This window comes from Paraburkholderia sp. BR10937, from assembly GCF_040965695.1.
Lineage (GTDB): Bacteria > Pseudomonadota > Gammaproteobacteria > Burkholderiales > Burkholderiaceae > Paraburkholderia.
Genome location: NZ_JBFRCL010000095.1, coordinates 1 through 22013, shown reverse-complemented (window position 1 = coordinate 22013; position 22013 = coordinate 1). Strand labels below are relative to the sequence as shown.

General features: G+C 63.9%; 18 protein-coding genes and 2 pseudogenes. 7 read left to right on the top strand and 13 right to left on the bottom strand.

The genetic code is table 11. From position 1 onward, the window contains the following. On the top strand, positions 1–1219 hold a 1219-nt coding region (locus AB4Y44_RS40600; protein WP_368702654.1), incomplete at its 5' end, for a porin. Between the two features lie 334 nt (positions 1220–1553). Here AB4Y44_RS40600 and AB4Y44_RS40595 read toward each other — a convergent pair. The 3 genes and pseudogenes from AB4Y44_RS40595 to AB4Y44_RS40585 all read right to left on the bottom strand — a co-directional run. Then, positions 1554–2127: pseudogene (locus AB4Y44_RS40595) on the bottom strand (LLM class flavin-dependent oxidoreductase); the annotation flags it as partial. Positions 2128–2202: 75 nt separating this feature from the next. Then, the gene (locus AB4Y44_RS40590; RefSeq protein ID WP_342924214.1) at positions 2203–3453 is read right to left on the bottom strand and encodes an acyl-CoA dehydrogenase family protein; all 1251 of its coding nucleotides are present in this window, start codon (positions 3451–3453) and stop codon (positions 2203–2205) included. Positions 3454–3657: 204 nt separating this feature from the next. Further along, positions 3658–3996 (bottom strand): ArsR/SmtB family transcription factor, encoded by a 339-nt coding sequence (locus tag AB4Y44_RS40585; protein ID WP_368702653.1) that lies wholly within the window; start codon positions 3994–3996, stop codon positions 3658–3660. Positions 3997–4151: 155 nt separating this feature from the next. Between AB4Y44_RS40585 and AB4Y44_RS40580 the strand changes: the two genes are divergently transcribed. After that, positions 4152–5375 carry an OmpP1/FadL family transporter gene (locus AB4Y44_RS40580; RefSeq protein ID WP_368702652.1) on the top strand — a complete coding sequence of 408 codons (1224 nt, stop codon included), beginning with the start codon at positions 4152–4154 and terminating at the stop codon, positions 5373–5375. A gap of 36 nt (positions 5376–5411) precedes the next feature. Here the strand turns inward: AB4Y44_RS40580 and AB4Y44_RS40575 are convergent, their stop codons facing one another. The 10 genes from AB4Y44_RS40575 to AB4Y44_RS40530 all read right to left on the bottom strand — a co-directional run bounded on the left by AB4Y44_RS40575 (position 5412) and on the right by AB4Y44_RS40530 (position 16265). Then, the gene (locus AB4Y44_RS40575) at positions 5412–6182 is read right to left on the bottom strand and encodes a ferredoxin--NADP reductase (RefSeq protein ID WP_069263975.1); all 771 of its coding nucleotides are present in this window, start codon (positions 6180–6182) and stop codon (positions 5412–5414) included. A gap of 66 nt (positions 6183–6248) precedes the next feature. Further along, entirely contained in the window at positions 6249–6467 is a 219-nt protein-coding gene (locus AB4Y44_RS40570) for a hypothetical protein (RefSeq protein ID WP_141710648.1), read from the bottom strand. A 46-nt stretch (positions 6468–6513) separates the two neighbouring features. Next, the gene (locus tag AB4Y44_RS40565; protein ID WP_368702651.1) at positions 6514–8292 is read right to left on the bottom strand and encodes a SulP family inorganic anion transporter; all 1779 of its coding nucleotides are present in this window, start codon (positions 8290–8292) and stop codon (positions 6514–6516) included. Continuing rightward, positions 8289–9362 carry a sulfate ABC transporter substrate-binding protein gene (locus AB4Y44_RS40560; protein WP_342924209.1) on the bottom strand — a complete coding sequence of 358 codons (1074 nt, stop codon included), beginning with the start codon at positions 9360–9362 and terminating at the stop codon, positions 8289–8291. The genes AB4Y44_RS40565 and AB4Y44_RS40560 overlap by 4 nt, the downstream gene beginning before the upstream one ends. A 169-nt stretch (positions 9363–9531) precedes the next feature. Continuing rightward, the gene (locus tag AB4Y44_RS40555; protein ID WP_342924208.1) at positions 9532–11571 is read right to left on the bottom strand and encodes a family 2A encapsulin nanocompartment cargo protein cysteine desulfurase; all 2040 of its coding nucleotides are present in this window, start codon (positions 11569–11571) and stop codon (positions 9532–9534) included. Next, positions 11552–12484, bottom strand: a complete 933-nt coding sequence (locus tag AB4Y44_RS40550) for a family 2A encapsulin nanocompartment shell protein (RefSeq protein ID WP_342924207.1) — start codon at positions 12482–12484, stop codon at positions 11552–11554. Before AB4Y44_RS40550 ends, AB4Y44_RS40555 begins: the two co-directional genes overlap by 20 nt. Positions 12485–12570: 86 nt before the next feature. Then, on the bottom strand, positions 12571–12867 hold the full coding sequence (locus AB4Y44_RS40545; protein ID WP_069263966.1) for a helix-turn-helix domain-containing protein: 297 nt from the start codon (positions 12865–12867) through the stop codon (positions 12571–12573). Continuing rightward, on the bottom strand, positions 12864–13787 hold the full coding sequence (gene epsC / locus AB4Y44_RS40540; protein WP_069263964.1) for a serine O-acetyltransferase EpsC: 924 nt from the start codon (positions 13785–13787) through the stop codon (positions 12864–12866). Before epsC ends, AB4Y44_RS40545 begins: the two co-directional genes overlap by 4 nt. A 348-nt stretch (positions 13788–14135) precedes the next feature. Further along, positions 14136–14789, bottom strand: coding sequence for a peroxiredoxin (locus tag AB4Y44_RS40535; protein ID WP_342924206.1), 654 nt, complete (start codon positions 14787–14789; stop codon positions 14136–14138). Positions 14790–14933: 144 nt separating this feature from the next. Then, complete coding sequence (locus tag AB4Y44_RS40530; protein ID WP_368702650.1) at positions 14934–16265, bottom strand: NtaA/DmoA family FMN-dependent monooxygenase; 1332 nt, start codon at positions 16263–16265, stop codon at positions 14934–14936. Between the two features lie 228 nt (positions 16266–16493). On the opposite strand from AB4Y44_RS40530, the gene AB4Y44_RS40525 reads away from it, so the two are divergent. From AB4Y44_RS40525 to AB4Y44_RS40505, 5 genes and pseudogenes are all read left to right on the top strand, one after another. Continuing rightward, complete coding sequence (locus tag AB4Y44_RS40525; protein WP_368702655.1) at positions 16494–17624, top strand: LLM class flavin-dependent oxidoreductase; 1131 nt, start codon at positions 16494–16496, stop codon at positions 17622–17624. Then, positions 17621–18181 (top strand): GNAT family N-acetyltransferase, encoded by a 561-nt coding sequence (locus AB4Y44_RS40520; RefSeq protein WP_368702649.1) that lies wholly within the window; start codon positions 17621–17623, stop codon positions 18179–18181. Before AB4Y44_RS40525 ends, AB4Y44_RS40520 begins: the two co-directional genes overlap by 4 nt. 59 nt (positions 18182–18240) lie before the next feature. Continuing rightward, positions 18241–19881, top strand: a complete 1641-nt coding sequence (locus AB4Y44_RS40515) for an ABC transporter substrate-binding protein (protein WP_342924203.1) — start codon at positions 18241–18243, stop codon at positions 19879–19881. Positions 19882–19895: 14 nt separating this feature from the next. Continuing rightward, positions 19896–21536, top strand: coding sequence for an ABC transporter substrate-binding protein (locus tag AB4Y44_RS40510; RefSeq protein ID WP_368702648.1), 1641 nt, complete (start codon positions 19896–19898; stop codon positions 21534–21536). 50 nt (positions 21537–21586) lie between these two features. Next, positions 21587–22013, top strand: a pseudogene (locus tag AB4Y44_RS40505) (hypothetical protein); the annotation flags it as partial.

The following is a 22013-nucleotide window of genomic DNA, read 5'->3' as shown; positions in this document are numbered from 1 at the left end:
ACTTCTCGCCCTGACTTCGATCGCACTGTCACCCCTTGCTGCCTATGCCCAGAGCAGCGTGACCCTCTACGGTATCGTCACCGGCAACGTGACATACGTAAACAACGTTCAGACGGCCGCCACGCCGGCCGGTGGCAAACCAACCGGCGGCAGCCAGGTCGCCTTGCTTGATAGCGGCAGCTCGGGCCCAAGTTCGAGCCGCTGGGGCCTGAAAGGCACCGAGGACCTGGGCGGCGGCCTGAAGACGCTGTTCGTGATCGAAAGCGGCTTCAGCGTCGCCAACGGCACGCTCGGCCAAGGGGGCACGCTGTTCGGCCGTCAGGCCTGGATCGGGCTCAGCGCACCGAATTACGGCACCGCATCGCTCGGTCGCCAGTCCGACGCCGCGGTGGACTATGTGTCGCCGCTGCTCTACGCCTGGTACTTCGGCAATCTCGCGATCCATCCGGCCGACTACGACAACCTGAACTTCACGCACCGCATCAATAACGCGGTCAAATACAGCTCGGACGCATTCGGCGGCTTCCGGTTCGGCGCGCAGTACAGCTTCGGCGGCATCGCAGGCAACTTCACGCAGAACCAGTACTGGTCCGCAGGCTTCAGCTATACCGGACCGAGCATTGCGGTTGCCGCGTCGATTATCAACGCGCGTAATCCGAACAATTCGCTCTACGGCACGAACGCGAATGCGAGCGCCACCGGCAACAATCTCGGCTCCGCCGGTTCCGCCACCACACCGGAATCGAACCCGGCTATTTCGGGCTTCGCCTCTGCCCGCACACAGCAGACGGTCGCCGTGGCCTCCACCTGGACGATCGGCTCGGCCATCCTGGGTGTCGCCTGGTCCAACACGCAATACCGCGATCTTGGGGCAACCGCTTCGCTCAACACCCAAAACTACCGCGGTACGGCGTCGTTCAATACGATCGGCGCGAGCGTTCGCTATCAGGTCACGCCGTTCCTGCGCGTCGGCACGTCATTCGATTACACGAACGGCGGCAACCTGAACGGTCTGGGCGGCGCGCGCTACGAGCAGTGGAACGTGGGCGCTGGCTACTCGCTGTCGAAGGCCACCGAACTGTATACGACGGCGGCGTACCAGCACGCCAGCGGCGTCGACTCGTGGGGCCGCCACGCCGTTGCGGACATCGGCTACCTGTCACCCTCGACGACGTCGAATCAGGTCGCGGTCTCGGCCGGTATCAAGCACCTGTTCTAAGCAGCGACACGGGCCGCTGCCCTGTCAGTTCGAAGGCGGCGGCTCGACTATTTCGATTAATGTATAGTCATCCTGATTATTTAATGTAATGAATCATTCCAGTGATCGACCATTGGTTTAACGCTGCCTGCTGCGCGTTGAGCCCCGCGCGATGCAGCGGCCTTTCATCCGGTGTCCGGGCAAGGAGAAGCGCTATCGGATCCACCGAAGCGGGTGAGGTCCGTGTGCCTGACTGAGGCCCGTACATGTTAAGCATCCACAGAAACCGCTCATATTGATCGCACGAAACATTGGTTGTGTCGTGCCTTCAGCAAGTCAAGCCTTTTTGTTTTCGGACTTTTCGCCGCGCATTCCGCCAGCACCGCACCGCGTCGTCTTCCCACGAGTGCTGCCAGAGCTTGTAGACCACGTCGAGCAACTCGTCCGCGATCTCGTAGCGGTCGTCATGCGCGATCTACTGCTTGAGGCCCAGATTGCGCACGGCGCTTTCGGGTTGCGACGTCGCGACATTCCATGCCACGCGCCCTTTCGTCAGATGGTCGAGCGTCGTGAACTTGCGTGCGAGCAGATAGGGATGCTCGTACGTAGTCGAGATCGTCACGCCGAAGCCAACCTCGCGCGTGGCCGCGGCCATGGCCGACACGAGCAGGAGCGGGTCGTTGACGGGCGATTGCGCACCCGTGCGCAGCGACGTCTCGGCATTGCCGCCGTAGACGTCGAGCAGGCCCCAGGGCATACGCCATGAACAATGTGTCGAAGCCGCCTTCGTCGAGCAACTTTGCGAGGTCGGTCCAGTAGTCGACGTCCGTGTAGCGTCAGGTCTCGTCGTCGGGATGTCGCCACAGGCCGTAGTTCAGATGGGACGCCGTGTTCATCGTGAACGCGTTCAGGATGATCGGCTCTGCCATGATGCTTTCCAGTGCTGATGAATCGTGTTGGCGGGCGCCGCGGTCGGCAAGCGTCCGGGCGCGCGGGGATGCGAACTATGCCTGCGCGACGCTCTGCGCCGCTTCGTCCGGGACGGCTTGCCGCGCGTGCGGAAGGCTGAAACGTTCCTCGGGCGGCGCCGCGTTCAGATGGAAGTTGCCGATTGCGGCTTCGCGCTGCCCCGCCGGATTGTGCGAGGCGATCGTGCGCGCATTGCGCCAATGGCGGTCGAAGCGCCGTGTTTCGCTGGTCGCCGACGCACCGCCGACCTCGAACATCAGCGTGGTCGCCTCGAGCGTCTGCTCGATGACGATCTGCTGCGCCTCGTACGCTTCGATGTCGAGCGCAATGTATTCGTCGGTGGTCGCCTCACCTTCTGCGCGCCGATCGTGCAGGCGTTCGAGCCCATGCGCCACCGCGTCGACGATGGCTCGCGTCGAGTAGCCGAGACTGGCGAGCCTGCCGACTACACGATGCACCAGAGGGTTGTCGCGCGGGCTCGACTGTCCGGCCACGCCGAAGGTCCGCGTGCGTCCCTGCACGAACTCGACGCTGTCGCGCAAGGCCGCCTGCACGATACCTGCCAGCGTGGCTAGATGCACGGTCTGATAGAACGCGGTGAGCGACGAGTTGCGGCGAGGCTCCGAAGCGCGATAGCGCGAAATGATCGCGTCCGGTGTAACCGGCACGCTCTCGAAACGCGTGGTGCCGCTCGCGGTGAGACGCTGGCCGAAGCCGTCCCAGTCGTCCAGTCGGCTCACGCCCGGGCTGTTCGCCGCAATGACGAGCGTGAGGTCCGACTCGTCGTCGTGTGCCGCGACGCTCAGCCAGTCGGCATAGAGAGCCCCCGTGCTGTAATACTTCTCGCCATCGAGGCGCAATGCTCCGGTCGAGGCGTCGCGCCGCAGCACCGCCGAGTTATGCGTTTTGTCCGTGCGCTCGGAAGTCGCCGCGCCCAGCGTCTCGCCGGCGGCGATGCGTTCGAACCAGCGCGCGCGCTGCGTTTCATCGCGATCTTCCAGGCGGTATTCGATGAAACCGAAATGCGCGCGCAGGATTTGCGGCAGATTCGAATCGGCGGCGCCCAGCTTGCTCAGCTGGCGAAAGAATTGCGGCAGGGTGACACCGCCTCCGCCATAGCGGCGCGGCACGCGTAGCGCCGTGAAGCCTGTGTCCTTCAACCATTGCACAGGTTCATGGGCGAGCGCGCGTTGCTGTTCACGTTCAATCGCGCCCTGCGCGATGCGTTCATAGATCGGCTCGAAGCGCTCGTCGAGTTGCTCGTCGGTCAGGGGTGGCAGCGTCATTGCATATTCGGTGATGAACGATCCTGACGAGGATACGGTCCCTATCGTTGAGCTAGCAACGAATGAAAGCTGCTTTCTTTATCGCGGCATACGCAATCGTGGTGCATCGGCACATGCTCGCGTGTTACAGCGTCATTTCATGCGCCATAACGATTCACAGGGTGTAAGTCGCTCGCTCTCGTCCACGGCCGCGCCGTGAAGCGATCAGCGAGCCAGATCGTCACGGGAGTCCGTACAGAATTGCTGATAAAGCACGGCCATGACAGCAAGCGCCTGCGCACTCGCTACCGTGTAAAAGATGTTCTTGCCATCGCGTCGAGCGCTCACGAGACCTTTCTCACGAAGCACGGCCAACTGCTGGGACAGCGTCGGCTGACGGATGTTGAGTTGTGCCTCGAGTTCGCCAACGGATAGCTCGCCTTGCGTCAAACGGCACATGACCAGCAAACGGTCGGGATTGGCAAGCACCTTGAGCAGGTCACAGGCGTTCGCCGCGGCGGCTTGCATGCTCGAAAGATCGAGTGGGGGATGCATGGAACTCATCGGGAAGCAATAATTTATCTTTTTATAATCTATCTGAAGCTTATTTGAATAACTTCGTTTGAGACGAATGACCCTCTGAATAGACTCTGCCCCCGTTACCTAATACAAACACGAAACGGGGGAAGCACATGAGTCTACAACGGAGCGCTCGCGCAATGATCGTCGTGACGGTGGCAGCGCCGTCTTTTGCCTGGGCCACCAACGGCTATTTTTCCAATGGCTACGGTGTCGCGTCGCAAGGCATGGCGGGGGTGGGCATTGGCCTGCCGCAGGACGCCCTCGCCGCTGCTGCCAACCCGGCCGGCATTGCCTTCGTCGGCAACCGGGTCGACGGTGACGTGAGTCTGTTCCTGCCAAAGCGCGGCGCCGATGTCTCGGGCAACGCATACGGGGTAGATGGAAACTACTCCGGCAACAACCGCTCGATTTTCGCGCTGCCTGAATTCGGTGTGACGTATCAGTTCCTCCCTAACGTGTACGCAGGCCTCGCACTGTATGCGAACGGTGGTCTTGATACAGGCTATGCACATAATCCGTTTCAATCTTTCGGCGCCACGGGGTCTGCTGGCGTCGACCTGGAGCAGGTGTTTCTCTCGCCAACCATCGCCTACAAGCTATTCGATCGTCACGCGTTCGGTATCGGCCTGAATATCGCTTATCAGCGCTTCACGGCGAGCGGACTGCAACCGTTCACGAGTCTTTCGGCCGCGCCGGGCAACGTGACGAATCAGGGCGCCGACTCGACGGTTGGCGTGGGCGTGCACCTTGGCTACACCGGGCAGATCACGCCGACAGTGACGCTCGGTGTGACATGGGCCTCAAAAATACGCGGTCGTTTCGACAACTACAAAGGTCTCTTCGCCAATGGAGGCTCGTTCGACATTCCGGAGAACTACGGCATCGGGTTATCGTGGAAGGTGACACCGTCCTGGACCGTTGCCGCCGACTTTCAGCGCATTCTGTACGGCAACGTGAATTCGATCGCGAATCCGCTGGCCAACCTGTTTGCCGGTAACGCGCTGGGTTCCTCCGACGGTCCCGGTTTCGGCTGGCGCAATACCAATATAATCAAGATCGGCACCAGCTACGCAGCGACCTCTCATCTGACACTGCGCGCGGGCTATAGCCACTCGAGCCAGCCGGTGGCCAGCACCGAAACGTTCCTGAATATTCTTGCACCGGGCGTCGTGCAAGATCAGGCGACCGTCGGCGCCACGTGGACGACCGATGCGAAAACGTCGTTCGGTTTCTTCTACGGGCATGGGTTCAAGAAAACCGTGAACGGCACCGATTCGATTCCGGCGGCTTTCGGTGGCGGCAACGCCAACGTGCATCTGTCCGAGGACGTGGTGGGTCTCACGGTCGGCAAACAATTCTAGAGCGCGGAATGTGAACGCCGATTGGCGCGCCATCGGCTACTCCACGAACGCGCGTTCGATCACGTAGTGACCGGGCGCGTTGTTCTTGCCCTCCACGAGACCCGCCTGCTTCAGCAGTTCGGTCGTGTCCCTCAGCATGGCCGTACTACCGCACAACATCACACGATCGCTTTCAGGCGCGAACCGCTTGACGCCAAGGTCGATGAAGAGCTTGCCTGTGGCAATCAGGTCGGTGATGCGACCTTCGTTTTCGAACTCTTCGCGCGTAACCGTGGGATAGTAGACGAGCTTTTCCTTGATCACGTCCCCGAGGTATTCGTGGCCTGGTAGATCGTGCTTGATGTAATCCATATAAGCGAGTTCACCTTTCAGGCGGCAGGTGTGTGTGAGAACAATCCGCTCGAAACGATCGTAGATGTCCGGATCGCGGATGATCGACATGAACGGCGCGAGACCGGTACCTGTCGAGAGCATCCAGAGTGTTTTGCCGGGCAGCAGGTTGTCGGCCACCAGCGTCCCCGTGGGCTTCTTTCCAATCAGGATGTGGTCGCCGACCCGCAAATGCTGTAGCCGGGAAGTGAGCGGGCCGTCCTGCACCTTGATGCTAAAGAACTCGAGATGCTCTTCGTAGTTCGGGCTAACAATGCTATAGGCACGCGCGAGCGGCCTGCCGTCGACTTCGAGGCCGACCATCGTGAATTCGCCGTTGTTGAAACGCAGGCCCGGTTCGCGTGAACATGTGAAGCTGAACAGGGTGTCGGTCCAGTGGTGAACCGATTGGACCGTTGCGATGTGGTATTTGCTCATGTTCTATTGGCCTCGGTATCTCGGGGTCCATGCCGGCCTCGCCAGGAATGGCAGAGCCGTAATCATTCAGTGCACACGCGCGCCCGTGAACTTGACTATATAAGGTGCGAGCAGCGAATGAAGCGAGCCCTCATGCTTGCCGGACACCTCTCGCTCCACGCACGCAAGCGCAACCGCGACCACGAGCACGGCGGCGAAGGTTCCGCGGCGCGCTCGCGCCGCATCGTCGCCCTGCCCGCCCCACACGCTGCCGCCAGGCCGTCCACGTCTAGCAAGACGATGCATGTTCGCCGCTCCTTGTTGCATTCGATAGCGCGCAAGCCGTCATGATTCAGACCAGGTAATAAAGGTTGGACGGCTGCCGTGCGTCGATACGATCCGCGCAGTGCGCGCAGGCATTGCGCGCGCCGAGTTCTGCGTAGGCATGGCGCACGGCCCGCACGGTCGCCGACCACGTCTCGTCTTCTTCCGGGAAAAACCGCTCGGCTGGATACCAGTCCGTAAAACGCAGGCACTTCAGCACTTCCCGAAACTCCGGTCGCAGGCCGGCAAGCAGTACGACCAGCCCCTCGCGCTGGGCATCACGCAGGAAATGCTCGATCCGCTCGATGCACACCACGTCCGGATTGCGCACGCGCTTGAACCGCAGGACGAGATACTGAATGCCCAGTTTCCGCGCGCTCGCTTTCAGCCTGTCCAGATAGCGATCGAGTTCCGGCGCCGCGCCAAAGAAAAACTCGCCTTCAAAGTCCCACACCGCGACGGCCGAGCAAGGCAGATCTTCTGGCAGTTTTTCGCGCACCACGCCTTCTGGGCTCACCACCAGTTCTGACACCTTCAGTCGCGAGGCGCGCGGCACGAACAGCAGGATCGAGAGCGCGACGCCGATGAGTATCGAAAACTCCACGCCGATCAGCAGCGCCGCCAGCGCCGTGATGACGACAAGGCCGGCGTCATAGCGCGACGCGCGCAGCGTATAGCGCAGGCGCGCAACATCAACGAGGCGCAACGCCGTCACGAGGAGCAGCCCCGCCAGCGCCGCTTTTGGGATGTAACGGGTGAGCGGCGCGAGGACCAGCACGGCGACCGCCACCACAGCCGCCGTCATGACGCCAGACGCCCGCGTGCGTGCGCCGGCCTGGTAGTTGATCCCCGAGCGCGACAGCGAACCCGAACCCGGCAGGCAGCGAAAGAAGCCGCCCACGAGGTTTGCAGCGCCTTCCGCGAGGCACTGGCGGTTGTAGTCGAGCGGCTGGCGCGTGTGGTGCGCGATGGATTTGGCGATCGACAACGCTTCGAGCAGCCCGAGAAAGGCAATGGCCACAGCGCTCGACGAGAGCTGGCCAATCCAGTTCCACTGGATCTCGGGGATGTGCGGCGTTGGCAGCCCCGCCTTCAACGCGCCGATGACCGCCACGGCGGTATGGCCATCGTTGCCTTGCCGCGACCACCCCAGCGTATAAGCCGCCGCCGATACGAGTATCAGCGTCACGAACATGTCGAGCTGAGGCAACCGGTAGCGGCGTATGGCCCGCCTGAGCAGCAACGCCAGCGCCACCGCTCCGACACTCAGTGCCAACGCCTTCAGATTGACCGGATCGCCGTGCACGAGCGTGAGCCAGAGCCGGTGCAGCACGTGCTGATGGCCGTTGCCCTTTTCGCGCACGCCAAGCGCATTGCCGATCTGCCCGATGGCGAGCAGCGCGGCGGCCCCCGCCATGAAGCCGATGATGACCGACTCGGAGATATAGCGCGTGAGATCGCCGAGCCTGAACACAGCAATGGCGATCTGCACGATCCCGACCATGACGCCCAGCAGGAACATGGCCTCGTATACGTTGATTGCGTCGTTCGGGTCGAGAAACGCCAGCGCGCTGAACACGACGAGCGAGATGGCGCTCGTGGGCCCGTTGACAAGTTGCGACGACGAGCCTAGCAGCGACGCCACGAGCGTCACCACGATCATCGAGTAAAGGCCGAAGCGCGGGTCCACGCCTGCGATCAGCGCATACGCAATGCCTTGCGGCAGCGAGATGGCCGCGACCGTGAGCGCCGCCTGGAAATCGCGCCTGCCCGTGTTCCAGTCGTAAGGTATGCTTACTTTCTTCATGACGGGCTCCCTTGCGACGTCTCGTGTACGGCGCGACCGGCCAGGCCGTCGACGGACCGGTAAACGGTGTCCATGATGCCGTTTTCGTCGAAGAACCGGTGATTCGCGTCGTCCCAGTCCCGAGCGATCGCCGTCACGGGAAAGAGCGTCAATGGCGGCAGACGCGAGGCAAACGCTCTGGCGACCTGCGGGTTATAGGGGCGGTAGCCGGCGCGCGCGATGATCTGCTGCGCCTCATCGGAAAACAGAAATGCCAGGTAGGCCCGGGCGTAGCGCTCGCTGTGATGGCGTGCAACGTTCGCGTCGACCCAGGCCACGTAGGGTTCGGCAAGGATACTCACGGGCGGGTAGACGACCTCGAGTTCCGTGCGGTTGTCGGCGACCTCGCGCAAGGCCTCGCTTTCCCATGCGAGCTGCACGTCGCCGATCTTCTCGATGGCGAACGCGTTCGCCGCGCCCCGTGCTCCCGAGTCGAGGCGCACCGAATTCGTGTATAGCGCGCGCAGATAATCGCGTGCCGCGATTTCGCTGCCGCCGCGCGTGACCACCGCCCCCCAGGCCGCCAACGCGCTGAGCTTCCCGTTGCCCGAGGTACGCGGGTCCGGCGTGACCAGTTCGACGCCCGGCAAAACGAGGTCCGGCCAGTCGCGAATGTGCTTCGGATTGCCCTTGCGGACCACGAACACGATCGTCGAATAGTAGGGCTGCGAATGATGCGGCAGCCGGTTCGCCCAGTTGGGTGCGATAAGCCCTTGCCTGCTCAGCGCTTCGATGTCCGAATAGAGGCCCAGGGTCACGACATCGGCTGGCTGCTCGCCGCTGATCACCGCTCGCGCCTGGCGCGACGAACCCCCATGTGACTGCTTCACCCGCAGGTGAATGCCGGTTTCGTGCGAATAGGTTTCGGCAAACCGCGCATCCAGGCTGTCGTACAGCTCGCGCGTGGGATCGTATGAAACATTGAGAATTTCGTATGACGTATTGCCATGCACGTTCCGGACTGCGATCAGCGCGACGGCCACGACAACGCCCGCGACGGCGGCGAGATTCAGCAAGGATGGGCGTCTCATCTCGGTCAAATTGTCATGGCTTCATCGCATTGTCATTTGCCCCGCGATCGGGATGGAACGAATTTGTTCTGATATCCAAAGGAGGGCCGGTGGCTCCCTTTCGGATGATAGAAAACAAAGGGCCCACCAAAAGGTGGGCCCGGAGCGGCTCGGGGTGCGCCCTGCCTTGCTAACGGCGCGCGGCCAGCCGTCTCAGGACTGCCATCATCGAGTCCACTTCGTCACATGTGTTGTAGAACGCCAGCGAGGGCCGCACCGTGGCCTCCAGCCCGTACCGCCGCAGGATGGGCTGGGCACAGTGATGTCCGGCGCGCACCGCGATGCCCTCTTCGTTGAGCGCCTGACCGACCTCTTCCGGGCTGTAGCCTCTCATCACGAACGACAGAACGCTCGCCTTTTCGGTCGCGGTGCCAATCGGTCTCACCCCGGGAATGCGCGAGAGCGCATGCGTGGCATAGGCGAGCAGATCATGCTCGTAGCGCGCCACATTCTCGATGCCGAGTCGCGTCAGGTAGTCGAGCGCCGCGCCGAGGCCAACGGCATCCGCGATGTTGCCGGTGCCCGCCTCGAAGCGGCCCGGCGGCGGCTGGAACAGCGTGCGTTCGAACGTGACGTCGGAAATCATGTTGCCGCCGCCCTGCCACGGCGGCATGTCCTCGAGAAGCGCACGTTTGGCATACACGACGCCGATGCCCGTCGGCCCGTAGATCTTGTGGCCCGAGAACACGAAGAAGTCGGCGTCCATTGCCTGCACGTCCACGCGCATGTGTGAAACCGATTGCGCGCCGTCCACCAGCGCCTTCGCGCCCACGCCGTGCGCCATCTCGACGATTTCCTTCACCGGCACGACCGTGCCCAGCGCATTCGACACCTGCGTCACCGCCACGATTTTCGTGCGGTCGCTGAGCAACTTGCGATATTCCTCCAGTAGCACCTGGCCGGAGTCGTCGACGGGAATCACGCGCAGCGTCGCGCCTTTGTCCGACGCCAGTCGCTGCCACGGCACGATATTCGCGTGATGCTCCAGATGGGACAGCACGATTTCGTCGCCGGCCCCGACGTTCTGCACGCCCCACGACTTCGCGACGAGATTGATGGCCTCGGTCGTGCCCCGCACAAAAATGATCTCCTCGGCCGATGACGCACCGATAAAGCGCCGCACGGTCTCGCGCGCCTCTTCATAGGCATCGGTCGCGCGGCCCGCCAGCGTATGCGCGGCCCGGTGGATATTGGAATTTTCGTGGGCGTAAAACCAGGCAAGCCGGTCGATCACGGCTTGTGGCTTGTGGGTCGTCGCCGCATTGTCGAACCAGATCAGCTGCTTGCCGTTCACGCGCTCCTGCAGGATCGGAAAATCGCGCCGTACCGCGTTCACCTCGAACGGCGGATGCGCGGACGGCGCGAGCGGCGTCGCACCGTACTGCGCGTCCGCCGGGGCGCGTTGCCGTGCGTTCTCGAACACGTAGTGCGTATGCTGCCCGGTGCCCGCTGGCTCGCCTTGCACTTCGGACCCGCGTCGCTGCCACGACACGAGGTCGAGCAGATCGCTTTCGGCGGGCAAACCGAACACACGAGGGTCGGCGAGATCGTGGGGCGGGGCAACGATGCCCGGCGCGTCGCCGTGCCTGGCAAACGTTGCGGCATCGACGAAGTAGAACGGCGACGCCGCCTGTCCCGCGGCGGGTACGGCCGCAGCGGACCGCGTGCCGAGCCCGTTCGCCTGCGGCACGCCGAGTACGGCGCCGCCCGCCCGTGGTTCGAGCGCTGGCGCGATAGCCTGCACGTTGTCGGGAATGCCGTCCTGCGCGGCCGCATGCGGCAGCATGGCGGGCGCTCGGTTGCCGAGCGAGAGCACGTGCGTCGGTGCCCCAGGCAGCAGATTGGCGCCGGGAACATAACCTTGCGGCGGAGCCAAACCGGGCACGCCCGTGCCGGTACCTCCCGGTCCCGCCAGCGGCGAACCAGCGGGTGCCGGATTGCTCACGGAAGAAAGCAGCGGAGCCGCCGCGGGCAACCCGGACGCGAGGCCGCCCACCGCACCGCTGCCGGCGGAAACGTCGGGGGCTGCGGCGCTGCCCGGCAGTGCCGAGAAGAACTCGTTCGCGAGGCGCGCGAGCTGCGCCGGATCCGGCAAACCGGCGGGCACGACGGGCACCGGCACGTCGGGCAATGCGCCGGCGCCCGTTGAATCAGCGATAGGTGTCGGCATAGTCGTGGTACTTGCCGATTTCCACTTCATCGAGGACCGCCAGCGCATCCGGCGTATGGACGGCCAGCGAGCAATACAGCGAGATCAGGTAGGACGCGATCGCCTGGTTGTTGATGCCCATGAAGCGCACCGAAAGCCCCGGGCCCTGCTCGCCCGCCACGCCCGGCTGGTACAGGCCCACCACGCCCTGGCGCTTGTCGCCCACGCGCAGCAGGAGGATCTTGGTCTTGCCGTCGTCCACCGGCACCTTGTTGGAAGGAATGAGCGGAATGCCACGCCACGTGACGAACTGCGAGCCGAACAGGCTCACAGTCGGCGGCGGCACGCCGCGCCGCGTGCATTCGCGGCCGAACGCGGCGATCGCGAGCGGATGCGTGAGGAAGAACGCCGGCTCCTTCCAGACCTTGGTGAGCAGTTCGTCGAGATCGTCGGGCGTGGGCGAGCCGGTCAACGGAAAGATGCGCTGGTCTTCGTCGACATTGGCCAGCAGGCCATAGTCGGGATTGTTGATGAGCTGGCCTTCCTGCATCTCCTTGATCGTCTCGATCGCGAGGCGCAGTTGCTCCTTGATCTGGTCGTGCGGGCTGCTGTACAGGTCGGAAATACGCGTATGCACGTCGACGATCGTACTCACCGCATTCAGGAAGTACTCCCGCGGCTGCTCCTCATACGGTACGAAGGTTGTCGGCAGAACGCCCTCATCCTCGCGCGCGGTGCACGCCGCATGAACGGCCTCCGGGTCCTTCACGCGGTTCAATCGGTAAATGCCCGCCTCGACCGGCACCCACTGGAGCAGATGAACGAGCCAGCGTGGCGTGATGGTGGACAGTTGGGGAACGGTTTTGGTCGCATTGGCAAGCTGTCTTGCCGCGTTGTCCCCTAGCGCTGTCGGCCCGCCCGTAATCGTCGACATAGATGACTCCCAGTTCTTTAGAACGAATAGAGAAATGCATATGACGAAGAGTCATTATGGGTAGCACCTCTGACCAGCGCAACGTGCTATAGACGACAAGCCTCCGGCGTGACCTCTTCATCGCGCGAACCGGGCGCGGTTTGCGGGGCGGCATCGCGCGCAGCTTGTGGCCTTCGCGGCGCGAGCAGTGCCGCCGCCGTCAGGCCGAACGCGCACGCCAGTTTGTCGAGCGTGATAAGCGATGCGATCACGGTGCCCCGCTCGACTTCACTGACGTAAGAGCGGCTCAAGCCCGCGAACTCCGCGAGCTGCTCCTGTGACCATGCATGTGCTTCGCGCAGTTGCCGCACGTACAGGCCGAAGTCTTTGACCAGCGTCCTCATGGGGAAACTCCTGGTGTGGCGACCGCCTCGTTGCGGGACTCGGCCTGCATCACGCGGACACCGGCCGGGACATCCTGCGTGATCCAGACATTGCCGCCGATCACGGCGCCACGGCCTATCGTCACACGCCCGAGTATGGTCGCTCCGGCGTAGATCACCACGTCGTCTTCGACGATCGGGTGGCGCGCGCCGCCTTTCTCCAGATGGCCATTCGCGTCTCGCGGGAAGCGCTTCGCGCCGAGCGTCACGGCCTGGTAAATACGCACGCGCTCGCCGATCACCGAGGTCTCGCCGATCACGACGCCCGTGCCGTGGTCGATGAAGAACGACCCGCCGATCTGTGCCCCCGGATGGATGTCGATGCCAGTTTGCGCGTGTGCCAGCTCGGCGATCACGCGCGCCAGGAGCGGCAGCTCGAGCCGGTAAAGCGCATGCGCGAGCCGGTGGTGAATCATGGCCTGGATGCCGGGATAGCAGAGCAGGACCTCATCGACGCTACCCGCCGCCGGATCGCCTTGCCACGCGGCGAGCACATCCGTGTCGAGCTGCGAGCGGATCTCCGGCAGTTGCGCCGCGAAATCCCGCATGACGGCAAGGGCGCGCGCTTCGATGGCGTCGTGATCGCGCGGCCCGTGCCGCGCCTTGTGATGAAATTCCAGCCTCGCCTGCGCAAGAAGCGCGTGGAGCGAGGCATCGAGTGCATGCCCGATGTAGAAGTTCTCGGTTTCCTGACGCAAATTGGGCGGCCCGAGGCGCATCGGGAAGAGCACGCCCTTGAGCGTGCCGACGATATCGGCGAGCGCCTCGCGATCAGGCAGTTCGCGTTCGCCCTGGTCCAGCGAGCGGTGCTGCCCTTCCCTCCAGCGCTGACGCACGGCTTGCAGCGCCTGAACGACGTCCTCGACTCCGAATGCGGTCACGGCGTCCCCCTTATGCGAAAAGCGAAACAGTCTGCGACGCGGTGGGACCCTCACGCCCGCGTCAGTACGGGCCGAAATGGCATCACTCGTCGCGCATGGGGCGACGTAAAAGGTTGGCGGATTTGCGCGTTGGGCGCGGACGAGGCAACGAGATTGCGCGGACTTCTTGCTACGGCAATGTTGCTGCAGTCTTTAGACGACAGAATCGACTATGCGAGAACCTTCGAGAATTCTCAAGCGCTGTCAAAAACATTGCATCGCGCGGAGCCGACGATGCAGGTTCGCATACGTTCTCGCGTCGTGAGTCACAGCGCCGTAATACCGCCTGCCCGTGGCGCCGAAGCGTACCTATTTGGGCTGCGCGACCGTCCGCAGCCAGGGCTTCAGCGTCTTGAAGCCCTCTGGATATTTTTTCTTTGCATCCTCATCCGAGACGGAGGTGGGAATGATCACATCATCGCCCGGCTTCCAGTTCACCGGGGTGGCGACCGTATGCTTCGCGTTGAGCTGGAGGGCGTCGAGAAGCCGCAAAACCTCGTCGAAGTTGCGCCCGGCGCTCATTGGGTAGGTGAACGTCGCCTTGATCTTCTTGTCTGGTCCAACGATAAACACGGCGCGGATGGTCGCATTGTCGACCGCGGTGCGCGGGCCGCCGCTCGCGTTGGGATGGATCATGTCGTAGAGCTTTGCAACTGCGAGGTCCGCGTCGCCAATCATCGGATAGTTGACCGCGGTGCCCTGCGTCTCTTCGATATCCTTCGCCCATTTGTGGTGGTCGTCGACCGGATCGATACTGAGCCCGATCACCTTGGTCCCGCGCTTGTCGAACTCGGGCTTGAGCTTGGCCATATAGCCCAGCTCGGTTGTGCATACCGGCGTGAAATCTTTCGGGTGCGAAAACAGGATCGCCCAATGGTCTCCGATCCACTCGTGGAAGCGGATCGGTCCTTCAGTCGTTTGTGCGGTGAAATCGGGGGCTTCGTCGCCTATGCGGATGGACATGGCCTGGCTCCTTTGGGTGGGTGGATGCAAACGGCATCTTTCACTGTAGTAGTGTTTCCCCCGCCGAATTACAAAGAAGGGACAGGCCAGGCTATAGAAGAAATTCTGGGATGCTTAGCATAACGAGGAATGACGAAGCGCTGGTTAGCCTTCGTTCGCTGCCCGCAGGCCGTTTCCGCCGGACCATGCCTGCAGCGGCGGCAATTCCAGATTCGAGCGGAAGTCTTCGCCCACATAGTCGGCATCGATCAGTTCGCGCCGGCGCAACTCCGGCAGCAGCCCGTTGAGCAACAGGTCCTCCTGATCCGGCTGGCCAAGACCATGCAACGAGAGCACATCGACGAAGCCGGCACGATAGCGCTCTTCGATCGCGTCGGCGAGCTGTTCGGGCGTCCCGGCAACGAACCAGTGGCCGGTTTCCTGCGCGCGGATGATCAGCTCGCGCAAGCTGAGCCGCTGCCGCGCGTAAGCCAGGAAGATCGCAACCCGCCCGCGCCGCCGATGCACGCTGTCGACCGTCGGCAGCAAGGACTCCGGCAGCGGCTCGTCGAGCGGCAGATCGCGGAGATCGATGGCGCCGCCCAGCATATCGGCGAGCTTGAGCCGCCCCTGCTCGTAGTCGATGCGCTCGTGCTTGTTGCGCAGCCGTCGCGCGACGTCCGCATCCGATTCGCCGATCACCGCATGAAATGAGTTCATCACGAACGGCAGCCGGTTCGCACGCCCAAAACCAATCGCCTGACGGCGCAGTTCGGTGACGAAAGCACGCGCATCGTCGAGCGTCGGTTGCGACGTGTAGACCACCTCGGCATAGCGCGCGCCGAGCGTGACGCCGCTCGCCGACTGACCCGCCTGAAACTGGACCGGAATGCGCTGGGGCGGAGGCGGAACGTTAAGCGGCCCTTCCACCTGGAAGTATGTTCCGCGATAGTGGATCGGACCCAGCCTGGCAGGATCGACAGCCACGCCGCCACTTGCCGAACGCCGCGTCGCCCCGGGATGGTTCGCATCGAACAGAGCCTGAACCACTTCGACGAATTCGGTGGCGCGCGCATAGCGGCGCTCGGGGTCGGGCAGCGCGCCGTCGCCGAAATTTTCTTCGCCCACCGACGACGTCACGGCATTCCACGCCGCGCGGCCGCCGCTCACGTGATCGAGTGTGCCGATCAGCCGCGCGAGGTTGTAGGGATGATGGTAGGTCGTCGAGACCGTTGCGACGAGGCCGATCCGCGAGGTGGCCTGGCTCAATGCCGCGAGCGCGACGATCGGTTCCTGGCTGCCGGTGATGCCGGCGAGACCCGCCGCATCCGCCTGCAAGAGATCAGCCGTAAAGAGGCCCGTGACCTTGTGCGCTTCCGCCTTGCGTGCAAGCGCGGCCGCACGGCGTATGCCCTGTGCCGCGTCGGTATCGCCGCTCGCATATAGCACGCTCGCCGCGCCCACCAATGTCTTCAGCCGTCTACGCGACCCGCTCATGATGCCGTCCTGTCTATCCGATCGATTGATGTCTCGCGCCGGCGTGACGACACCGATGTCCGTCACGCGGCAATCGGACATAGTGTGCAATCACCCCCATCCAATCGAACAAATATTTTCGGCTTTCCATATTCCTCTTCATTGTTTGACCGTTCGGTTTGCGAAGAAAAATAATTTTGTGCACCGAAATTGACCGGGCGGCTGCGATCGATGCCCCTCTCCCTCAGCATGACACTACCCACGAGCCACTCCGATCCTGCACAGCGCGAATCCGCTTTCCGCCTGAGCGTTCTCGACAAGAGCCCGATTGCGGCCGGCGAAACCGCCGCCGAGGCGCTCGCGCGCAGCGTCTTTCTGGCACAAGCCGCCGAGGCGTGGGGCTATCACCGTTACTGGCTCGCCGAGCATCACAACTCCGCGGGACTTGCGTGCCCGTCGCCCGAAATCCTCGTGGCTTATGTGCTTGCGCAAACGCGCCGCATCCGCGTTGGATCAGGCGGCGTGATGCTGCAGCATTACAGCCCGTACAAGATCGCGGAAAATTTCAACCTGCTGGCTTCGCTTGCGCCAGACCGCGTAGATCTCGGCATCGGCAAGGCGCCCGGCGGACTGCCCTTGTCGACGCGCGCCCTGCAAGATGCCTTCGATGCGGGACGCCGCCCGGATTTCGCCGAGCTCGCGTTCGAACTCAAGCGGTATCTGTTCGATGCCGCGGCCCCGGCTTCGGGCGAAGCCGATGAGGCGAACAGCGAGAGCGGCGAGAAAATAGTGCGCGCGACGCCGTTGCCGCCCGCTCCCGCGCAACCCTTCTTGCTCGGCGCGAGCACCGAAAGTGCGACGCTCGCGGCGCGCCTTGGTTGGGACTTTGTCTACGCCGCGCATATCAACGCGGCGACCAGCGACCTGGAACACGCATTCGAAACCTACCGCTCGCTATCGGGCGGCCGTGCACCGCTGCTCGCGATTTCGGTCGTCGTCGCCAGGACGGCGGCCGACGCCGCGCGGCTCGCAAGCGGCTTCCGGCGCTTTCGCGTACAGGTTGGCGATGGTCCCGCAGTCAACGTCACGAGCCTCGAGCAGGCCGACGCATTCGTGCGCCAATCGGGTGGCGGCGCTCACCGCATCGAAGAACGCGAAGCGCGCATCGTGCATGGCACGCGCGAGGACGTGCTGCGCGAACTCGACGGATTGCATCGCCGCCATGGAATTGACGAATTCGTTGTCGACACGCCGATCACCGCCGCCACAGATCGCATCGCGTCGCTCGGGCTGCTTGCAGACGGCAACCTTCCCCATCCACCTGCGAGCCCATCTTCCGCGTCCGGCCTTCACCCTTCGTTCGCCATAACCGAAACATGACCGACAAGATCCGTATTGCAGGCCAGGACGACGTGCCGGCCCTCTACGACCTGCTTCAGCAGTCCTACGCACCACTCGCGCGCGAGGGCGTTCACTTCACGATCACGCGCTCACCGGTCGGGCGCGTGGCGCAGGCGGTCGCAAGCCAGACGACGTTCTTGCTCGAGCGCGAAGTGGTCGGCGGCGGCACAGCGCTTGCCGCGACGCTGACCGTGCGCTTTCCCTGGTCGCCCGAAGGCAACCGGCTCACACCCTGGCCGTTCCTGCACTGGTTTGCCGTCGCGCCCGCGTTCAAGCGACAGGGCCTTGGCAACGTGTTGCTCGATCATGTCGAGACGCAGTTTCTGCGCGCGCAGGTCAAGGCGCCCGCAACGTGGCTCGCGACCGCCGTCAATCACCCCTGGCTCGCCCCGTTTTACGAGCGTCACGGCTATGAGCCTTTTCATCGCTCGACCAACGCGCTCGGCACGCCGCTGGTCTGGCTGCGCAAGATCCTTATTCCCGAGCATTACAGCGAGCCGGTTGCAGCAGGCGCACGCGATCCCCAAGCCGCATGATAGCCCGCGTGCAACCGCCTTCCCCTGATCGACCGACCCACTGCTCAAGGTACTCACCGATGACGTTTTCATTCCCGGCGCAAGCCTCTCGCACCTCGCGCCGTACCGCGGCGGCGGCGGTCCTGCTCGCCCTCGCGCTGCCGCATCTGACGCTCGCGGCAGGCCAGCCGGTCACCGGCGGCACGCTGACGTGGGGTGTGGAAACCGAGCCGCGCACGCTCAATCCGCAACTGAACGGCCAGGACAAGGTCGTGCTGCTGCTGCGCAACGCTTACGAAAGCCTGCTGGCGCAAAAGCCCGACGGCAGCTTCGTGCCGTGGCTCGCCGCCGGCTACAAGGTCTCGCCCGACGGCAAGACTTATACCTTCACGCTGCGCGACGGTGTCAAGTTCACGGACGGCGCACCGTTCGACTCGAAGGCCGTGGCCCGCAACTTCCTCTATGCGCGCGACCTCTCCTACTCCGGCGGCAGCAACCTCGCGCGCCTGATTTCGCACGTTGCCGACGTCAAGACACCCGACGCGCACACGGTCGAGATCACGCTCGACGCGCCGTACGCGCCGTTCCTGACCTTTGCCGGTTCCCTCCCGCTCCTCTCGCCGAACGCGTTCGACAAGTCGAGCCTCAAGTCGGGCGGCACCGACATCGCAGGAACGGGCCCATTCATCCTGCGCCGCTACGTGAAGGGGCAGGAGATCGAGTTCGACAGGAATCCCGATTATCGCTGGGCGCCGACAACCAGCGGCCATCAGGGGCCGGCGTATCTTGACCGCGTGGTTTATCGCTTCCTGCCTGAATCGTCGGTTCGAACGGGCGCGCTGCTGTCCGGGCAGGTCGACGTGATCGAAGGCGTGTCGGGCAACGACGCGGGGCTGATCCGCAGCAATCCCGACCTCACGTATCAGCATGCGCTGAACACCGGGACGCCCTACTCGCTGTTCCTGAACGTCACCTACGGCGCGGCGCAGGACGCCAATGTGCGCCGCGCGTTGCTCGAAGGACTCGACGTAAGCGGCATCGTCCAGTCGGTCTACCGCGGCGAACGCACGCGCGCATGGGGCATCACCTCGCCGATCGATCCGCTCTACGACCACAGCATCGAAAAGAGCTACGGCAACAATCCGAAGCTCGCCAATGCGCTGCTGGACGCAGCGGGCTGGACCGCGCGCGACAGCGCCGGCTACCGTGCGAAAAACGGCGAGCGTCTCACCATCGCGGTAATCCAGGCACAGGCGACCGTGCGCGACCAGCGCGACGTGCTGCTGCAGGCGTTGCAGGCGCAGGCGCGTCAGCGGCTCGGTGTCGATCTGAAGGTGCAGTACGTCGACGACGGCACCTATGCGGATGCGCGCAAGAGCGGCAAGTTCGGGTCGATCGCGAACTCGAACACACCGCCGGACGGGATCGATATCGAAGGCCACTACCTGCCCGTCGATCACGGCGGCGCGCTCAATTACAGCCGCGCGTCGGCACCGGAACTGAGTCGCTGGCTGCAGGCCGCTGCGCAAACGCAGAACGCCGCCGAGCGCAAGGCGCTGTACGGCCAGTTGCAGCACTTCGCGATCGACCAGCAGGCGTTCGCCGTGCCGCTCTACGAGCCGGAAGACCAGATCGCCGCCGCGAAGACGGTCCAGGGCCTCGGCTTCCGCTCGTATGCGCAGATGCCCGAAAACCCCTATGACGTGTGGATCAAACGCTAACCATGACGATGTCGATGTCAACGCCTCTCGCCACGGCCAGGTCCGCACGCTGGCGGCGCATGGTCGCTGCCGGGGGAATCGCGCTTGCGGCAACGGCCACTGGCGGCGTTAGCGCCGCGCCCGCTTCCTGCGGCACGCTGACGTGGGGCATCGAGACCGAGCCGACGACCTTCAATCCGCAACTGAACGGACAGGCGAAAGCGGAACTGATCCTGCGCGCGAGCTTCGAGTCGCTGCTCGCGCGCAAGCCCGATGGCACCTATGTCCCATGGCTCGCGAATGGCTACACGGTCTCGCCGGACGGCAAGACGCTGACGTTTACACTGCGCGACGGCGTGAAGTTCACCGACGGCCAGCCGCTCGATGCCGCAGCGGTCGCGAAGAACTTTCTCGAGGTGCGCGACCCGTCCTACTGCGCCGGTTCGAGCTATTGCGGAATCGCGTCGCGCCTCGCCGGCGCGCGTGCCGTCGATGCGCGCACCGTCCAGCTCACGTTGAACGAGCCCTACGTGCCGTTCCTCTCATTCGCCGCTGGGCTCAAGCTCATCTCGCCCGCCGCCTACGCCTCGCCGCAACTGAAATCGGGTGGACGCGAAGTCGCGGGCACCGGACCGTTTATTCTCACGGCCTGGCGCAAGGGACAGGAAGCCGATTTCGTTCGGAATCCAGATTATAAATGGCCGCCGGCTACGACGACCCATCAGGGCACGGCATACCTCGACCGAGTGGTCTACCGCTTCCTGCCCGAGTCGTCGGTGCGCACCGGCGCGCTGCTGTCCGGCCAGGCCGACGTGATCGAGGGCATTTCGGGCAACGACGCCACATTGATCGAAAAGCAGCCGGACCTGCGCTACCTCCATGCGCTGAACACGGGCTCGCCGTACTCGCTCTATCTGAACGTGACCTGCGGCCCCACCCAGGACGTGCGGGTACGCCGCGCGCTGTTGCAGGCGTTCGATGTCGACGCGCTCGTCGCCGCGATCTATCGCGGCAAGCGCACGCGCGCCTGGGGCATCACCTCTCCGGTCGATCCGCTGTATGACCGCAGCATCGAGCACAGCTACGGCAACAATCCGAAGCTCGCCAACGCGCTGCTCGACGAAGCGGGCTGGACCGGGCGCGACGCCGGCGGCTACCGCACGAAGGACGGACAGCGGCTGTCGATCGATGTCGTGCAGGCGATCGCCACCGTGCGCGACCAGCGCGATGTGCTGTTGCAGGGACTCCAGGCGCAGGCGCGCCAGCGGCTCGGCGTCGAGCTGAAAATCCGCTATGTCGACGCAGGCACCTATGCCGACGTGCGCAAGACCGGCAAGTTCGGCGCCATACCCAACTCGAACACCGATACCGACGGAATCGATACGGAAAACCACTACCTGCCCATCGACCGCGGCGGCGTGATCAATTACAGCCGCACGGCGGACCCGCGCCTGCTCGCGTGGCTGAACGAAGCCGCGCAGACGCGCGACGACGCGGCGCGCGCCCGCATCTACGCGCAACTGCAACACACGGTGATCGTCGACGAGGCCTACGCAATTCCGCTCTATCAACCCGAGGACGAGATCGCAGCCAGCACGCGCGTGCGGGGACTCGCGTTCCGCAGCTTCAAGCAGATGCCGGAAGCGCCTTACGATGTCTGCCTCGATTCGCGCTGACGCGAAACGTGCGGCGCGCACTGGCTTCGCCAGCAGGAGAACTTACGACCATGACCCACCTGACCCCCTTACCGCTGCCCGACGAGGGCGCGCCCGGCCCGGCGGCGCCGCTCACGCGCGCGCGCCGCGCCTGGTGGCGCTCGCCGGTCGCGACGCGGCTCGTGACGGGCGCGCTGGTGCTGTGGGCCGCGATCACGCTGTCGTTCGTCGCCGTGCATCTCGCGCCTGGCGATATCGTCAGCATCCTGATCGGCGAGCAACTGAACACGCCCGAAATTGAAGCCGCGATCCGCAAGGAATGGGGCCTCGACGAGCCCGTCTACCTGCAATACCTGCACTACCTGTGGCGCGTGCTGCACGGCGACTTCGGCCGTTCCTACGTCCTGAACACCGACGTCGCCCCGCTCGTGATCGGCCAGCTCTGGCCCACGCTCAAGCTCACCGGCGCCGCGCTGGTCGTCGCGGTCGTGTTCGCCG

Excerpts from the sequence above, each read along its gene's own strand:
- AB4Y44_RS40590 (WP_342924214.1), bottom strand. The coding sequence starts at position 3,453 with ATGACGCTGCCACCCCTGACCGACGAGCAACTCGACGAGCGCTTCGAG.
- AB4Y44_RS40585 (WP_368702653.1), bottom strand. The coding sequence starts at position 3,996 with ATGAGTTCCATGCATCCCCCACTCGATCTTTCGAGCATGCAAGCCGCC.
- AB4Y44_RS40580 (WP_368702652.1), top strand. The coding sequence starts at position 4,152 with ATGATCGTCGTGACGGTGGCAGCGCCGTCTTTTGCCTGGGCCACCAAC.
- AB4Y44_RS40575 (WP_069263975.1), bottom strand. The coding sequence starts at position 6,182 with ATGAGCAAATACCACATCGCAACGGTCCAATCGGTTCACCACTGGACC.
- AB4Y44_RS40570 (WP_141710648.1), bottom strand. The coding sequence starts at position 6,467 with ATGCATCGTCTTGCTAGACGTGGACGGCCTGGCGGCAGCGTGTGGGGC.
- AB4Y44_RS40565 (WP_368702651.1), bottom strand. The coding sequence starts at position 8,292 with ATGAAGAAAGTAAGCATACCTTACGACTGGAACACGGGCAGGCGCGAT.
- AB4Y44_RS40560 (WP_342924209.1), bottom strand. The coding sequence starts at position 9,362 with ATGAGACGCCCATCCTTGCTGAATCTCGCCGCCGTCGCGGGCGTTGTC.
- AB4Y44_RS40555 (WP_342924208.1), bottom strand. The coding sequence starts at position 11,571 with ATGCCGACACCTATCGCTGATTCAACGGGCGCCGGCGCATTGCCCGAC.
- AB4Y44_RS40550 (WP_342924207.1), bottom strand. The coding sequence starts at position 12,484 with ATGTCGACGATTACGGGCGGGCCGACAGCGCTAGGGGACAACGCGGCA.
- AB4Y44_RS40545 (WP_069263966.1), bottom strand. The coding sequence starts at position 12,867 with ATGAGGACGCTGGTCAAAGACTTCGGCCTGTACGTGCGGCAACTGCGC.
- AB4Y44_RS40535 (WP_342924206.1), bottom strand. The coding sequence starts at position 14,789 with ATGTCCATCCGCATAGGCGACGAAGCCCCCGATTTCACCGCACAAACG.
- AB4Y44_RS40530 (WP_368702650.1), bottom strand. The coding sequence starts at position 16,265 with ATGAGCGGGTCGCGTAGACGGCTGAAGACATTGGTGGGCGCGGCGAGC.
- AB4Y44_RS40525 (WP_368702655.1), top strand. The coding sequence starts at position 16,494 with ATGACACTACCCACGAGCCACTCCGATCCTGCACAGCGCGAATCCGCT.
- AB4Y44_RS40520 (WP_368702649.1), top strand. The coding sequence starts at position 17,621 with ATGACCGACAAGATCCGTATTGCAGGCCAGGACGACGTGCCGGCCCTC.
- AB4Y44_RS40515 (WP_342924203.1), top strand. The coding sequence starts at position 18,241 with ATGACGTTTTCATTCCCGGCGCAAGCCTCTCGCACCTCGCGCCGTACC.
- AB4Y44_RS40510 (WP_368702648.1), top strand. The coding sequence starts at position 19,896 with ATGTCAACGCCTCTCGCCACGGCCAGGTCCGCACGCTGGCGGCGCATG.